The 15,373-nt window shown below is 31.4% G+C and carries 16 protein-coding genes and 1 pseudogene; 4 read left to right on the top strand and 13 right to left on the bottom strand.

Annotated features, from left to right (window positions below; translation table 11 throughout):
* Positions 1-176: 176 nt before the first annotated feature.
* Positions 177-1,544: an aspartate kinase gene (locus MUA21_RS05055; protein ID WP_262562002.1), complete on the top strand. Its 1,368-nt coding sequence runs from the start codon at positions 177-179 to the stop codon at positions 1,542-1,544.
* A 96-nt stretch (positions 1,545-1,640) separates the two neighbouring features.
* Here MUA21_RS05055 and MUA21_RS05050 read toward each other — a convergent pair whose 3' ends face one another.
* Both MUA21_RS05050 and MUA21_RS05045 read right to left on the bottom strand, forming a co-directional pair.
* Positions 1,641-2,234, bottom strand: coding sequence for a hypothetical protein (locus tag MUA21_RS05050; protein WP_046208579.1), 594 nt, complete (start codon positions 2,232-2,234; stop codon positions 1,641-1,643).
* Positions 2,235-2,345: 111 nt separating this feature from the next.
* A complete protein-coding gene (locus MUA21_RS05045; protein WP_241957548.1) occupies positions 2,346-2,792 on the bottom strand; it encodes a DeoR/GlpR family DNA-binding transcription regulator in 447 nt (148 codons plus the stop codon).
* A 283-nt stretch (positions 2,793-3,075) separates the two neighbouring features.
* On the opposite strand from MUA21_RS05045, the gene MUA21_RS05040 reads away from it, so the two are divergent.
* Positions 3,076-3,939 (top strand): hypothetical protein, encoded by an 864-nt coding sequence (locus MUA21_RS05040; protein WP_073342230.1) that lies wholly within the window; start codon positions 3,076-3,078, stop codon positions 3,937-3,939.
* 221 nt (positions 3,940-4,160) lie between these two features.
* On the opposite strand, the pseudogene MUA21_RS13330 reads toward MUA21_RS05040, so the two are convergent.
* A pseudogene (locus MUA21_RS13330) lies at positions 4,161-5,704 on the bottom strand (IS3 family transposase).
* A gap of 135 nt (positions 5,705-5,839) precedes the next feature.
* Positions 5,840-6,373, bottom strand: a complete 534-nt coding sequence (gene nucI / locus MUA21_RS05025) for a thermonuclease NucI (RefSeq protein WP_073342232.1) — start codon at positions 6,371-6,373, stop codon at positions 5,840-5,842.
* Positions 6,374-6,550: 177 nt separating this feature from the next.
* Between nucI and MUA21_RS05020 the strand changes: the two genes are divergently transcribed.
* The gene (locus MUA21_RS05020; protein ID WP_046208583.1) at positions 6,551-6,742 is read left to right on the top strand and encodes a hypothetical protein; all 192 of its coding nucleotides are present in this window, start codon (positions 6,551-6,553) and stop codon (positions 6,740-6,742) included.
* Positions 6,743-6,851: 109 nt separating this feature from the next.
* On the opposite strand, the gene MUA21_RS05015 is transcribed toward MUA21_RS05020, so the two are convergent.
* From MUA21_RS05015 to hflX, 6 genes are all read right to left on the bottom strand, one after another.
* Entirely contained in the window at positions 6,852-7,400 is a 549-nt protein-coding gene (locus MUA21_RS05015; RefSeq protein WP_262562001.1) for a GNAT family N-acetyltransferase, read from the bottom strand.
* A gap of 131 nt (positions 7,401-7,531) precedes the next feature.
* On the bottom strand, positions 7,532-7,732 hold the full coding sequence (locus tag MUA21_RS05010) for a hypothetical protein (RefSeq protein WP_046208585.1): 201 nt from the start codon (positions 7,730-7,732) through the stop codon (positions 7,532-7,534).
* Between the two features lie 310 nt (positions 7,733-8,042).
* Positions 8,043-9,383: a type I glutamate--ammonia ligase gene (gene glnA / locus MUA21_RS05005; RefSeq protein WP_019468737.1), complete on the bottom strand. Its 1,341-nt coding sequence runs from the start codon at positions 9,381-9,383 to the stop codon at positions 8,043-8,045.
* Between the two features lie 21 nt (positions 9,384-9,404).
* Positions 9,405-9,773 carry a MerR family transcriptional regulator gene (locus MUA21_RS05000; RefSeq protein ID WP_073342234.1) on the bottom strand — a complete coding sequence of 123 codons (369 nt, stop codon included), beginning with the start codon at positions 9,771-9,773 and terminating at the stop codon, positions 9,405-9,407.
* Positions 9,774-10,014: 241 nt separating this feature from the next.
* Positions 10,015-11,238 (bottom strand): methionine gamma-lyase family protein, encoded by a 1,224-nt coding sequence (locus MUA21_RS04995; RefSeq protein WP_064209013.1) that lies wholly within the window; start codon positions 11,236-11,238, stop codon positions 10,015-10,017.
* Between the two features lie 14 nt (positions 11,239-11,252).
* A complete protein-coding gene (gene hflX / locus MUA21_RS04990; protein WP_262562000.1) occupies positions 11,253-12,485 on the bottom strand; it encodes a GTPase HflX in 1,233 nt (410 codons plus the stop codon).
* Between the two features lie 103 nt (positions 12,486-12,588).
* Between hflX and MUA21_RS04985 the strand changes: the two genes are divergently transcribed.
* Entirely contained in the window at positions 12,589-13,062 is a 474-nt protein-coding gene (locus MUA21_RS04985) for a glutathione peroxidase (RefSeq protein WP_262561999.1), read from the top strand.
* A 99-nt stretch (positions 13,063-13,161) separates the two neighbouring features.
* Here the strand turns inward: MUA21_RS04985 and hfq are convergent, their stop codons facing one another.
* The 3 genes from hfq to MUA21_RS04970 are packed head-to-tail and all read right to left on the bottom strand — an operon-like array spanning position 13,162 to position 15,289.
* Entirely contained in the window at positions 13,162-13,383 is a 222-nt protein-coding gene (gene hfq, locus MUA21_RS04980; protein ID WP_070037804.1) for an RNA chaperone Hfq, read from the bottom strand.
* Position 13,384: 1 nt separating this feature from the next.
* Positions 13,385-14,332, bottom strand: coding sequence for a tRNA (adenosine(37)-N6)-dimethylallyltransferase MiaA (gene miaA / locus MUA21_RS04975; protein WP_107360250.1), 948 nt, complete (start codon positions 14,330-14,332; stop codon positions 13,385-13,387).
* A gap of 15 nt (positions 14,333-14,347) precedes the next feature.
* Positions 14,348-15,289 carry an alpha/beta fold hydrolase gene (locus tag MUA21_RS04970; protein WP_107525857.1) on the bottom strand — a complete coding sequence of 314 codons (942 nt, stop codon included), beginning with the start codon at positions 15,287-15,289 and terminating at the stop codon, positions 14,348-14,350.
* Positions 15,290-15,373: the final 84 nt, after the last annotated feature.

Below are 15,373 nucleotides of genomic sequence, written 5' to 3'. Positions count from 1 at the left end.
TTGTTTATCTAAAAAATACAATTGTACAGTTGAAAAATACTTGAATATGGTATAGTATAAATTCATTCATTATTTTTGTAAAGTCTACGTATATTTAAAACGTATATATATATTATCACTCCTGTGATAAAAACTAAACTAAATTTTCTGATTTTTTAGAAAGGTTGTATAACATTATGAAAGTAACTAAATTCGGAGGAAGCTCTGTTTCCAATGCAGAGCAAATTAAAAAAGTATTAGATATTGTTAATTCAGATGAAGCTCGTAAAATTGTAGTTGTTTCAGCTCCAGGAAAGCGCGATAAAGATGATGTAAAAACCACTGATTTATTAATTAGACTTTACGAAAAAGTAATAGAACGATTGGACTACACTTCTAAAAAAGAGGAAATTATTCAACGCTACAAGGATATTATTAATGAACTCAACATGAGCGACACACTTTTAAAAACAATTGATGAGACTTTAGAAAATTATATAGCAACATTGAGGAAAAAACCATCAAGACTACTTGATGCTCTACTTTCATGTGGCGAGAATTTTAATGCTCAAATTATAGCAGAATATAATAACAGCCAAGGCATTCCAACGCGCTACATTTCACCTGGAGAAGCTGGTATTACCGTTACAGATTTACCTCAAAATGCGCAAATCTTAAATCAATCATATGAAGCACTGTATAAATTACGGTCATTTGAAGAAAAGTTAATCATTCCAGGATTTTTTGGTATTTCAAGACAAAATTACGTGGTCACATTTCCTCGTGGTGGTTCTGATATAACAGGAGCCATAGTCGCAAGAGGTGTGAGAGCAGATTTATATGAAAACTTTACAGATGTTTCAGGCATTTTTAGAGCCAATCCTTCTATTGTTAAAAACCCTGAAGTCATAAATGAAATTACCTATCGTGAAATGCGTGAGTTGTCTTATGCTGGTTTTGGTGTATTCCATGATGAAGCGTTGCAACCATTACACAAAGATAGAATTCCTGTCGTTATAAAAAATACAAATAGACCTAATGATATAGGCACCTATATTAGACATGATAGAGAAATTGATTCAAATAGTGTTGTAAGTGGTATTAGCTGTGACAAAGATTTCACAGTATTAAATATTAAAAAATACCTTATGAATAGACAAGTTGGTTTTACACGTAAAATATTAGCTGTACTAGAAGACTATAATATTTCATTTGATCATATGCCATCAGGTATAGATAACATTAGTATCATCATGCGCTCTAAAGAGATACAAAACAAAGAGGAACAAGTGCTTAATGATATACGTAAAAATTGTGATGTAGATGAGTTAAGCATTGAACATGATTTGGCAATTTTAATGGTAGTTGGTGAAGGTATGCATAGAATCGTTGGCACAGCTAGCACAATTACGCATGCACTTGCAGAATCAAACATCAACTTAAAAATGATGAACCAAGGCGCCTCAGAAATTTCTATGATGTTTGGTATCGATGTGACAGATGCAGAGAAAGCGGTCAATGCAACTTATGAATATTGTTACACTAAAAATTGTTTGAATATTTAAATAATAATTCAAAACTTTATGTCTATAAAAAAATCCTTCAAATCGTATAGACTCATTTGAAAGTTAATGAATACTATTGAATGATTTGAAGGATTTTTAAATTGCTTTTTTTTCAGATATAAGTGCTTGGTTAATACGTTCATCTCCGACTACTAAGCGTAAAATAACAAATTGATAATAACTTAATGAATCAATTACGCTTCTATAATTCGGTAATTGATGATAATCAATCGGATCTAATAATTCATACATTAACACAATTTCAGGCTTAATATAATCTACATCCCATTTGATAGAATGAAAATAAATATGCTTTTCAGGTAATCGAATATTGTGATTCCATCTGAACATCCATTCATCATTTTCTACGTCATAAACGATGATTGTCATGATTAACTCATCATTTATATAAATATTTGCGTGAGTGACATCTGCAAATTTTAACTTTGAAAAATCAGTAGTAGTATTTGTACCGTCATGTAACACAATCGTATTATCTTTAGGTATAAACTTTAAAACTTCACCTAGATATTTTCTTTCGACACTAATATCAACCTTATCGTCTAAATTAAACTCATCATGAAGAAAGAGTTGTTTTGCGACTTCACCATTATATTTAAACAGTTCAGGTACATTTTCAGTTAAATTTTTTACAACTTCTTTAATATTTTTATTATTACTAACTGCCAAATCTGTACCTCCTATCAAAAGTAAGCGTTTCCATTAATAATTATTATATTATTTGTTGTCGTATTTTTCAATGTGAAAAGCACAAAAATGTGAACTTAAACACATTTTTATTTAAAACTTGCCAATATAGCTATAGTCTTGTCGATTTTGTTGGTTCAAAATGCTCGGTCTGTTAACAATAAATAATGCTTCTGAACTATGGTATAAAGCCAACTGAATTTCAGCAATTTCTGGCAATGTTTGGTACAGCGCCTTATCTACCATGTAAGGTGCAGTTGCAAAATAATAACGAATGCGATATCTCGCAAATGTTTGGATCACTTCCGAACCAGTAATAATATGTAGTGCATTGTCTACTTTTCCATTCGGCATTATGATATTAAAATCAGTGTATCTTGCGACATATTTAATGATATCTGTTGAAAAAGTAATCACTGAAATTTTAAGATTAGCATCATATAATTCGTCAAGAATTTGATAATTAACTGGATGATTATCGAATGCAATAACATCTTCATTTTTTATATTTTCTATTATGTAGTTGATATATTTTTTCATAGTCGTCAATTCAATGTCCTCCAAACAGACTTTTCAATACTAAGTTTCATTGATAATATATGTATTACCCGATTTAGCACTTATTTAATAGACATATATGTTTTTTAAATCATTAATTTTTATAATAAATCAAATCGTTCCTTTATATATTAAGTAGTAATTGCTTATAATTAAAAAATATGATTATACTAATATTGAACTTATTAGTCAGTTGTATTTGTACTAATATAAATAAAAGAGTAAAATATAGTTTATTAAAAATATTTAGATTAGGATGATACCAATGTTTTTCCCGATTATTTTAGCAATAATTATTGTAATACTATTATTAGTTATTATTATTGAAAGAAGAGTGATGAATCATAAGCTTGAGACTGAATCATACGCAAAAGATCAGTTAATAAATAAAATTAGTATCATCACGCGTGAAAACACATATTTAAAAAATCAAATGCTTGAAAAAGATGTAAATAATGATACACATCATCATGGATTAAGAAAAGCAAAACAGGATTTAAACGACATATTAAATCAATATCGAAGTCAAGGTTCAATTTCATTTTTTGATATTATCACAACTGGAAATTTAGCAGTGAAACATCCTTTGTTTGAATATGCTAGAGCTTTCGATTACATCGTCATTACTGAAAAAGGATTATTTAATATCAACGTGAAAAACTGGAAGCAAAAAACATTTTATCATTTCACGGTTGACCCAACAAATGACACACAAAATAATGGAAGCGATACAGTAAATCAAACGGTTGGACGTTATATTGCAAACCAATTCCACAGTCAATTTCAATCAACACGACCAACAACATACACATTTGTAGAAAGAATTAGAAATAATTCTATTATTTATGACTTTTATAACTATGATCCATATGAACAGTCTTCAAAAAATGCCAAAGCATTGGAAGATAGAATTGCAGACCAATTAAACCATAGAATTCAAAATATTGGTTTAGTTTATTTTACAGATGGCAGCGTCAATCTAATTGATGGACCTACAGAAAGACAAGATTTTGTAGAAACAGTTTCATCCAAATCTTCACTAAAAGAAGTCATTGGTGAGACGATTGTAAATGCTCAAGAATCATTAACTGAGGCACAATACAATGAATTGCTTGCACATTTTCACTAATTAAAAGGTATTTAAAAGCTGCAATAGAAATTTTGTTACGTGACGACATATCTGAAAGTGATTTAAATGAAAGAATGCAAACTTAAATTAAGTAATGTTGAACACAGACAAACAAGCACGGTTAAAATCATAAAGATTTAAATATAAAAGAGAGCTAATCCTGAACTGCACCCTGTCAAGTAGACAGTGAAAAAAACAAAATGTTTATGGCTACCTTATATTTACGATATAAGGGTAGCCATTTTTAATGTTATTCTTTCTTGATTAAAAAATTCTATATATGAATTAATTGCTTTTATTGCTGTAGCCTTGTCTTTAAAAATCACTTTTTTTCTTCCTCTAAACAATTCACTTTTAATAGTTCCCCATACACCTTCCATAGGTCCATTATCTATGCAACATCCTGGTCGTGACATACTTTGTTTTATACCAAGTTGCTCTAACGTAACTTTAAATAATCTGCTTGTATATTGATATCCTCTGTCGCTATGCAAGAGTATACCTTCGGTATTCGGCACAAGTTTGACTGCTTTTTTGAGCGTATCTAATACAAATTTATTGTTATTTGAGGTACTTAATTTATGACTGATAATCTGTTTGCTGCCTAAGTCATAAATAGCACTTAAGTAAAGTTTTTTACCATTGCTGAGTTTGAATTCTGTAACGTCAGTTAACCATTTTTTATTTGGGATTTGTTCTTCAAATTTTCTATTTAATATATTATGTGCTGTAATTTCAGGTGTTGTTTTAATATATCGTTTTCTTTTAGGGCGGATAGTAGATTTTAGATTAAGTTGATTCATCAATCTATAGACACGTTTATGATTTACTTTTTGATGTAGTTTAAGTCTTAAATATATGTATATACGACGATATCCATATATGCCTTTGTATTTATTGTAGATATCAACGATATCTTTGATCAATTTTTGGTTTTCAATTTCTTAATTTGATGGTTTGCGATGTAACCATTTATAGTAACTTGAACGTGATATCTTTAATACTGAACATAACCAAGCTATCGGATAAAGGTTTTTAAATGCTTTTACCGTTTGGTATGATGCTTTTTGTCTGATGCCTGTTTCATCAACTTCCTTTCTATTTCTTCTTCCTTTTTTAAAACGTCATTTTCCATTTGAAGAAATTTATTTTTCTCTTTAAGTATCTTAATTTCAGCTTTTAATGCCTCTTCAGGTGTTAATACAGACTGGGGTTTCCCTTTTCCACGTCCATCTTTAAGCCCATCATACCCATGCAAGTTGTACTTTTTTACCCAGTTATATACTTGGCTATAATTGATGTTAAAATGATTTGCTGTTGTCTTATACGATTGACCATGATTCATATAATAATCAACGATTTCCACACGATCTTCAAATGTTAATGATTTATATTTCAATTGATACACCTCGGGTTTTGGAGAATATGTTTTTAATATTTTACCCGATAAATACTTTGAAATCCATTTGTTTACAGTTGAAGTAGTGGGGATATTATATTTAACTACTAAATCAGTTAAAGATAGGCCATCATTTATATATTCGTGCACAACTTTAAGCTTAAATTCATTTGAGTAGGTATTATTTCTCTGAATTGGTAAAAGCACCTTTATTCCATGCTTCTTAAATTTATAATAGTTAATCAATAATGTTCTAGGAGAACAATTTAAATTTAATTTTTGAATTACATTTTTCATACTATATCCTTCTTCATATAAGCTGAAAGCTTTTTGATAAGTTTCAGGTGATAATTTTCTATGAGTCATAAAAAAACTCCCTTCAAAGTTTACATTTTTAAGTGTCTACTTTGAAGGGAGCATATCATCCATTAGGGTAGCTCTCTTTTTTGAGTATGGTTATTTATGTACCAGCCTCATTTGCGTTTAAGCCATTTGAAATTTTTAACTCCAAATATTTACTTTATTGCTTTTAGCAATCTGTTCTGCTTTTTCGAATAAATCTCTATATTTTCCATTTGGTGAAAAATATTTTTCTCTTGCCAATCCTTTTTTCACTAACAGTTCATTGAACATGGTTTCTTTATCCAACCATACATATGCTAATGTGCGCCCATAGCGATCTTCTTTTTCTTTATCATATTCTAAAAAGACATCTTTATCGGTTAAATGTTCTTTTGAAAAATCAGATGCTTCCTTACCATATGGTTGTACAGGTGTATTTGGTTTAACAGTCTCTGGCGTGTCTACACCTATCAACCTTACTTTAATTTGTTCATGCTGACTATTGTTTGCTACTAGTGTGTCTCCATCAACCACACGCGCTACATGTACTTTCTCAGTTTGTTTTGGTCCAGCATGATTGTTATTGGAATCATTGGATGAAAAAGGACCAGTACCATTAATAAACTGAAATGCTAGTACACCTAGTACAACTATACTTATAATTAATGTCGTAATTTTCTTTGTTGATTTCATTGTTGCACCCACTTTTTTTGAATATACCAAATTATCATATAGAAAATTAAAGTTTACGTCAAGATGCTCATTCCAAAGAAAAATTACGCTTTTACAATAAACGAAACTATAATAGTTCTTTATTTTAACCCACTTAACAAATCGTGCTATAATACTAAGATGATAGGAGTGAACAACTTGAGTATATTTAAGGAGAACATGATTACAGTTATTGCGATTGTTATAGCAATTATAGTGGGATTAATATTACAGTACCAATATCAATTCCCACCTCTTGTATCTGCAGTTGTCGCAATATTTTTAGGCCTTTTTATTGGTTTTATTGTCTTTCTCATTCAAGTGATTGTAACTAAAAACAAGAAAAAATAGTACCTTCTGCCGAGTGTTTAAATCGGCAGTTTTTTATTTAAGTTAACATAATATTGTTATTGTTGTTTTTATATATAGTAAAAAATAAGTTTTGCTTTAGAAGTTATATTTATAAAATCGCTCGGTTTAATGTTTTTTCTAATAACGTCCATGCTTCGTAATCTTTTTCATTTGAAAGGATTGGTCTAAACCCATAATTTAGATACATATTAACCGCTTGATAACTAGTGGTTTGAGAAGTTAAAAACGCTTGGTTATGATATTGAGATAGGCGATTCATTGCTTCAGATAATAAAGGTTTAGACAATTGCTTACCTTGATACTCTGGGAGTATCGCCACCCAATGAATGCGTCCGCAAATTTTACTATCTCTTGTTAAATTTCCATACCATGCTGTTGTAGTACCTATGACTTCACCTTTAGGATTTTCAAGAAACAAACATCTTTGTTCCATTTCATGCATATTTTGTCCGAATTCAGTGTTAAAATGTGTCAATGCTTGATCTGTAGTATCAAATTCATTTACTTTCATTTCTAAATTTGCCCATTTTGCTTCTTCTCCTATTTTAAAATTTCGAATTTTATATCCAACAGGCAATTCATACTGTGGAATACTTTCTAAATTTTCTCTTATCATCTGCACTTTTAAATATTTCATACTTTAACCCCCTCACTCACAAGCCATTTGTCATCAGAAAAAGGTTGAGACATGATGTTCGTCTCAACCTCAATTAGTATAATTTTCAATTCACTGAACCTTACTTGCATTATAACTTATAACGCTTGTATTTACTCTACTTCTTTTATAAATGTTAATATAGCATGAAACTCTTCTTCATTTGCTGAGAAAGCACGCTCTTCCACTTCACGAACGGTTGAATTGAGTAATTGATAATCCGCTACTTCTTCATCTTTTAAATATGCATTTATGCTACTTTCTAATTCTTTTAAGGAACTCGCTTTTAATGTACTTAGTTTTACTTCTTGCATGTAACTACAACCCCTTTAAATTATTTTTAATCATTTTAATAAGATTAAAAGTTATTTTTACTTAAAAAACTATAAATATGATATGTTTTTTCAAAACCCCTAATCTTATTTTCAAAAATTATATCACTTCATACATATTTTACATAGTTTTTTTATTCTTTAATAGTTCAAACAATGCTTATCGTCCTCAATTTCCACCCAAAAAGCTTTAATTAATACAAATAGGTGCTTAAAAAAGCAATCCAAATCACTTATGAGTAAGTGACTCGGATTGCTTGTATACCTAGTGTTTGCCCCTTTTGCTTAGCACCTAGTATTGTTTTAAATATTGCTCTCTTTCCCATTCAGAAACTTGAGTTCTATAATAATCCCATTCAATAGATTTTGAATTTATAAATTGATTATAAATGTGATTACCCAAAGCCTCTTTAATAGAATCATTATCTTTCATTGCTTTAATAGCAGTATATAATGTTGATGGTAAATCTTGAATACCAACGGCTTCACGTTCTTCACGATTCATTTCATATATATTTTGATTTACTGGCTCAGGTACTTCTAATTTATTTTCAATACCATCTAAGCCCGCTTGTAAAATAGCCGCTAATGCTAAGTAAGGATTGGCTGCTGGATCTACCGAACGAACTTCTACACGTGTTGATAAACCACGTGAAGTTGGTACACGAATTAATGGTGAACGGTTTTTACCACTCCAAGCAATATAGCATGGTGCTTCATAACCTGGAACTAAACGTTTATAAGAATTAACCAATGGATTACATACACCAGTTAAACCTCGTGCATTTTTTAGAATACCTGCGATAAAATGATATGCATCTTTAGTCATTTCCATATCGCCTTCAGGATCGTAAAAGGCATTTTCTTTACCCTTGAAGAGTGACATATTGAAGTGCATGCCGCTTCCGTTCACACCAAATAATGGTTTAGGCATAAATGTTGCATGAAGATTGTGTTGACGTGCAATTGTTTTAACAACTAATTTGAATGTTTGGATATTATCACACGCAGTGATAGCATCTGCATATTTAAAATCAATTTCATGTTGTCCTGGTGCCACTTCATGGTGACTTGCTTCAATATCAAAGCCCATGTCCTCTAATTCTAAAACAATATCACGACGACAATTTTCACCTAAATCTGTAGGCGCAAGGTCGAAGTAACCACCATTATCATTTAATTCTAATGTTGGTTCACCTTTTTCATCTAATTTAAACAAGAAGAATTCAGGTTCTGGTCCTAAATTAAGTTCACTAAACCCTAAATCTTGCATGTTTTTTAATACACGTTTCAAGTTTGCACGTGGGTCACCTTCAAACGGTGTGCCGTCTGTTTTATAAACATCGCAGATAAGACGAGCCACTTTGCCTTGACCTGCTGTCCATGGGAAAATAACCCATGTATCTAAATCTGGATATAAATACATATCTGATTCTTCAATACGGACGAAGCCTTCGATTGAAGATCCATCAAACATCATTTCATTGTCTAAAACTTTTTCTAATTGGCTTACTGGTACTTCCACGTTTTTAATAACACCTAAAATATCAGTGAATTGCAAACGCAGGTATCTGACATTTTCTTCCTTAGCGAACTTGTGTATGTCTTCCTTGGTAAATGTACGTTTTGCCATTATAAATGTCCCCCATTAATTTTATTTGATAAATCGAGATAAGTCACCACGATTTATCGGAATCGCTTCTCGTTGTGGTTTCTGTGTAGCATCAACAATCATTTGTTTTCTCGTTTCTTGTTCATCATCAGAAAGGTGATCTTGTTCGTCATTTAAAATCTGTTTAATACCTTTTAAATTAAAGCCTTTTTCTATCAATCTTTTTATCTCTAAAAGGCGTTCCAAATCGTTTAACGAAAAAAGTCGTTTATTTCCTTCTGACCTATGTGGTTTAATCAGTTCATGTGTCTCATAATAGCGAACTTGTCTAGCAGTTAGTTCACTTAATTTCGTAACAACACTCATAGAGAAGACCGGCATGCTTCGTCGTATCGTATCTTTTGACTCCAATCCAATCACCTCTATTTTTGAACTTGTATTTAATTTAGCATAATTCTTAAAGCAATTCAAAAATATGTCAGGTTTTCTAACATATACTTCAAACCATTGATTTAATTGACTTTATAATGCACTTCCTACATTTAATCGCAGAATTTTCCGAATTTTTTCTATAATTAGAAAAAGCCACATATACATTTTAATTTGCTATTTGACCTAGCTATAAATACAATGTGGCCTCTCTTTAAATTTACTAAAATATTTTTTCAACAGCTCTTGTTACAGCTAATTTAACGTGTTCATACGTTAAGCCACCTTGAACATAAGCCTCATACGGTGGTCTTATAGGACCATCTGCTGATAATTCAATTGAAGAACCTTGAACAAACGTACCCGCAGCCATAATGACATCATCTTCATAACCCGGCATATAAGATGGTTCAGGACTAAAATGTGCGTTAATCGGTGAAGCTGCTTGAATACTTTGGCAAAATTGAATCATCTGTTCCTTCGTATCAAAAGTGACCGTTTGAATTAAATCCGTTCTAGGCACATCAAATCTTGGTGAGGTGTGCATATTCATTTGTTCTAGTAACAAACTCGTAAATAATGCACCCTTCAAACTTTGGCTCACAACATGAGGCGCTAAGAAAAATCCTTGATACATTTCTTGTAACGAATATAGTGAGGCACCAGCTTCTTTACCAATTCCTGGCGCAGTTAAACGGTATCCACATCTTTCCACCAATGTTTCATTTCCAACGATATAACCACCGATTTTAGCTAGCCCTCCACCAGGGTTTTTAATTAAGGAACCAGCCATTAAATCAGCGCCGCACTCTATAGGTTCTCGTTCTTCTACAAATTCACCATAGCAATTATCTACAAATATTATGATTTCAGGATATTGCGCTTTTATTTGTTGAATTGCACTTTCTATTTTTGTTAAATCTATGGATGGTCGTTGATCATAACCTTTCGAACGCTGAATAGCGATGACCTTAGTTTGTGGTGATATTTTAGTTAATACCTTATCAATATCGATTTCACCGTGCTTTAAGTCTACTTTATTATATATTACTCCGTGTTCTTTTAAACTTTCTATACCATTACCATTAATACCTATCACTTCTAATAATGTATCGTAAGGATCACCTGTAATATACATTAATTCATCCCCATATTTCAAAGTACTTTGTAAAGCAATTGTAATCGCATGCGTACCAGAAATAATCTGAGGGCGCACTAATGCGTCTTCCGCCTTAAATGCATGTGCATATACAGCTTCTAAATGATCTCGACCTATATCATCATATCCATAACCCGTTGTGCCAAGTAAGTCACTTTCGGATACTTTAACAGCGTGGAACGCGTCCAACACTTTTTCTTGATTGATATAAGCAATCTCTTCTATATTTTTAAAATAAGGTTCTAGTTTTGCTTCTGTATCTGCTATTAATTGTTTCATATTTTTCATCGTAATTCTTCTTCCTATTCTTTTTTAAACCCTTTTACAGTATATGTTGCATCTTTCTCATTAAATATGATTTCTGTGACGAGTGTATGTTGTTTCAAGAAATATAATCTATCCGCATCAGCACTTGAGACATTTTCTTCATAAAAAGTTAAAGCTGATTTAACTTGCTCTATAAGTAATTGTTTCACTTTGTCTTCATCTTCTTCATTTTTACTCGAAACAAAAACTGATGGTAAATGAGTTGTTGGCATAGTTCCTTCGTGTAAATCTTTTTTATTAAAAATAATAGCTTGTGGAATATGCCCCATATCTAAGTCACCTATGATTTGGTTTACTGTATCAAACTGAACTCGATATTCAGGATGACTAGCATCCACAACATGTAATAGCAAATCTGCGCCTTTCGCCTCTTCTAAAGTGGATTTAAACGCAGCAATGAGTGTAGTTGGTAGTTTTTGAATAAAACCAACCGTATCAGATATGATTAGGTTAAATCCATCATTGATTTGAATTTGTCTTGTTTTAGGATCTAGCGTAGCAAAAAGCAAGTTTTTCTCATAAGTAGCTTCATTCGCCAATGCATTAAACCAAGATGATTTACCAGCGTTTGTATATCCAATAAGTGCTACTTGAAACACATTATTTTGTTCACGTTTGTTGCGATATCGCTCTCGATGTTCAACCACCGTTTCTAATTGATGTTTGATTTCATTCATACGTGTTCTAATATGACGACGATCCATTTCTAACTTAGTTTCACCTGGACCTCTCGTTCCGATGCCACCACCTAATCTTGATAAACTGCGCCCATGACCTTGAAGTCTAGGTAATAAATAATCTAATTGCGCTAATTCTACCTGAAGCTTACCTTCTTTACTTCTTGCTCGAAGTGCAAATATCTCTAAAATCAGTTGTGTTCTGTCGATAATTTTAACGTTCAGATTACCATTTAATGTTTTTGACTGGGCTGTAGTCAATTCATCATTAGCAACAACTACATCTATATCATTCATTTCTATATAAGCTTTTATATCCTCTAATTTACCTTTTCCAACGTAATATTTATTATCAAAATGTTGTCTGTTCTGGGTGAATTCAGCTTGTACATTTAATTGGCATGTTTCAGACAATGAAGCTAATTCTTCCATTGTTGATTCAAAATCAAACACTTCATCGGTTTGAGCTTGTACGCCAACTAAAATTGCTGTCTCTAATTCTTTTTTAGTCGTATGTGTTTGTTGGCTCATAACATGCACCTCTTTCAAAGTTTTCTTTGCTATTTTATCATAGTGTTTATATAAAGACTATCTTCTCAAATTATGTTAAATTAATAATAAGAGGTGACACGATATGACTATATACGATATAGAAGTTCAAAAACCAAATGGCGAAACTTACAAGTTAGAAGAATATAAAAATAAAGTATTACTAATTGTCAATACTGCAAGTGAGTGTGGCTTCACACCACAATTTGAAGGACTACAACACTTATACGACAACTATAAAGATCGAGGATTTGTTGTGCTAGGTTTTCCATGTAACCAATTTGGGGGTCAAGAACCAGGTACGGGTGAAGAAGCTACTCAAAACTGTAAAATTAACTATGGCGTTTCTTTCCCAATGCACGAAAAAATTGATGTCAAAGGCAAAAATCAACACCCTTTATATCAATTTCTGACAGAACAACAAAATGGCTTTTTCAATGAAAAAATCAAATGGAACTTCACCAAGTTTTTAATCGATAGAGAAGGTAATGTAACTAATCGATATGCGCCACAGAAAAAACCAAGTCAAATTGAAGCTGATATTGAAGCGTTATTATAAATAAATTACTGATTTAAAGAAGAAAGCTACACTTGATAATTTCTATCAAAGTGTAGCTTTCTTCTTTTAAAGTATGCAAAAATAAATTGTTTTTTAATGTTATACTTCTTCTACTGCATCATCATCAAGTGTGAATGTACTGATAGCATGTTTATAAATAAGATGTTGCTTTCCTTGTGTTAATAAACAAACCAAATTGTCATCATAATCTTCGATAATACCTTTCATTTGAAAACCATTCACTAAAAATACGATAACTTTCGTTTGATCAGCCTTAAATTGTCCTAGGAATTTATCTTGGATGTTTTCTGTTGTATTCATGTTATGTTCTCCTTTTCTTTATTTGGACTGAAACTTCATCTAACATCAATGAAAGTGACATTATCTCTCTATCTAACCATACTACGTCGAGCTTGTTTTTGAACCAAGTCATTTGTCTTTTAGCATAATTTCTAGAATGCTTTTTCAATTTATTTGTTGCTTCGGCTAGACTAGCCTCATTTTTAATTACAGGTAACATCTCTTTATATCCGATAGCTTGCATACTTTGACAAGTTTCAAAACCATCTTCAACGAGTTGTTTCACTTCATTTAGTAATCCGCGTTCCAACATTATATCTACACGTTTATTAATTCTTTGATATAAAGTTTCGCGTGACATTTCTATCCCTATTAATAATGTATCATAATTTTCTGTATATTGTTGATTTTTCTTGCGTGAACTTAAAAGTTTTTTTGTTTTTAAATAATATTCAATCGCTCTACGTACCCTTTTACGATTATTTGGGTGAATAGTATCAGCTGAATCTTTATCTATCGAAGCTAAATAATCATGCAATGCTTCATTTGATAATGAATCTAATTCATTTAGCGTATGGTCTACTTTAATTTGTTGTGCTTCAGATATCGTTTCATCTTCGAAAGCATAATTATAAATTAATGATTGGATATACAAACCTGTACCGCCTACGATGATAGGCATATGACCTCTAGCCGTAATTTCATCTATTAAATTTTGCGCTCTATTTTTAAAATCATACGCAGAAAATGTTTCATCAGGTTCAAGAATATCTATCATATGATGTGGAATATCCGCCATCTCTTCTCTATTTATTTTTGCTGTTCCAATATCCATATGTTTATAGACTTGCATAGAATCTCCGCTAATAATTTCACCATTAAATCTTTTAGCCAATTCGATGCTTAATTCTGTTTTACCAACAGCTGTTGGACCAACTAATGCAATTATAAAAGGTTTATCGCTCTGCACTTATATCAACTCTCTTTATGCTTTATCTACTCTGTTATATTTTTTTAAAATTTGTCTTTCTATCCAATCATACATATGTTGCCACGTAGTCGTAGCATCTTTTTCAAATAACACTTCATGTCTTTTATTTTTGTATAAATGTACTGTAATATGATGAATATTACCCTTTTTATATAGTTTTCCTAAATGTCTAATCCCTTTTCCATAATTGCCTATCGCATCATCTTTTCCAGAAATTAGTAAAATAGGAAGATCTGACTTCATTTTTTTTATGTTTTTTAATTTGCTTGTCTGTAACATATACTTTACTGTTTCAAAAATCAGTTGATTTGAGACTAAAAATCCAGTAAAAGGGTCTTTTTCAAATTTTTCAACTTCTTGGTCATCGCTGGATAACCAATCATTTTTCGATTTGTTGTTTTTTATATTTTTATTGAAAGTTTTATACATTATTTGGTTTAACCATTTCAAACGACGTCTTTTACCAGTTATTAAAGTGATAAGTTTTAAAATTATTTGTACGCATTTCCCTAAAAACTTAGGGTATTGCATTGTTCCCGATAGAATCATGCCTTGTGCAACATCTGGATATTTTTGGGTGAAAATTCTAGCAATAATAGAACCCATTGAATGCCCCAATATAATATATGGCGTATGCACAGTATCTGAATACAACGTCTGTGCAATTTCAAAAGTATCATCTGCCACTTGCTCCATACTATCAATGTGACCACGTTCATACGATGCTATATCTTTACCATGCCCTCTATGGTTGTGTCGTAGTACATCATATCCTTGTTGGTTTAATGAATCAATAAGTGCATCATATCGATCCATATGTTCTGCCATGCCATGAAGTAAGTGTATAACACCAATCGTGTCTTTTTTCGCCTTATTCAATTTCACTTCTAAAGTCGTTCCATCTGCAACAGTGATTTTAAACTCATTTCCACTCATGTTTTACCCCCAAATCACGTTTCATTTCATTCATCATACATAATACAATATACCTTCAAAATACACTGTTTTCAAATACAATGC

It is taken from the genome of Staphylococcus ureilyticus (assembly GCF_025558845.1).
GTDB lineage: Bacteria > Bacillota > Bacilli > Staphylococcales > Staphylococcaceae > Staphylococcus > Staphylococcus ureilyticus.
This window is presented reverse-complemented; position numbering and strand designations above follow the sequence as displayed.

Coding starts and splice junctions, on each gene's coding strand:
- MUA21_RS05055 (WP_262562002.1), top strand. CDS start 177: ATGAAAGTAACTAAATTCGGAGGAAGCTCTGTTTCCAATGCAGAGCAA.
- MUA21_RS05045 (WP_241957548.1), bottom strand. CDS start 2,792: ATGAAAAAATATATCAACTACATAATAGAAAATATAAAAAATGAAGAT.
- MUA21_RS05040 (WP_073342230.1), top strand. CDS start 3,076: ATGTTTTTCCCGATTATTTTAGCAATAATTATTGTAATACTATTATTA.
- nucI (WP_073342232.1), bottom strand. CDS start 6,373: ATGAAATCAACAAAGAAAATTACGACATTAATTATAAGTATAGTTGTA.
- MUA21_RS05015 (WP_262562001.1), bottom strand. CDS start 7,400: ATGAAATATTTAAAAGTGCAGATGATAAGAGAAAATTTAGAAAGTATT.
- MUA21_RS05010 (WP_046208585.1), bottom strand. CDS start 7,732: ATGCAAGAAGTAAAACTAAGTACATTAAAAGCGAGTTCCTTAAAAGAA.
- glnA (WP_019468737.1), bottom strand. CDS start 9,383: ATGGCAAAACGTACATTTACCAAGGAAGACATACACAAGTTCGCTAAG.
- MUA21_RS04995 (WP_064209013.1), bottom strand. CDS start 11,238: ATGAAAAATATGAAACAATTAATAGCAGATACAGAAGCAAAACTAGAA.
- hflX (WP_262562000.1), bottom strand. CDS start 12,485: ATGAGCCAACAAACACATACGACTAAAAAAGAATTAGAGACAGCAATT.
- MUA21_RS04985 (WP_262561999.1), top strand. CDS start 12,589: ATGACTATATACGATATAGAAGTTCAAAAACCAAATGGCGAAACTTAC.
- hfq (WP_070037804.1), bottom strand. CDS start 13,383: ATGAATACAACAGAAAACATCCAAGATAAATTCCTAGGACAATTTAAG.
- MUA21_RS04970 (WP_107525857.1), bottom strand. CDS start 15,289: ATGAGTGGAAATGAGTTTAAAATCACTGTTGCAGATGGAACGACTTTA.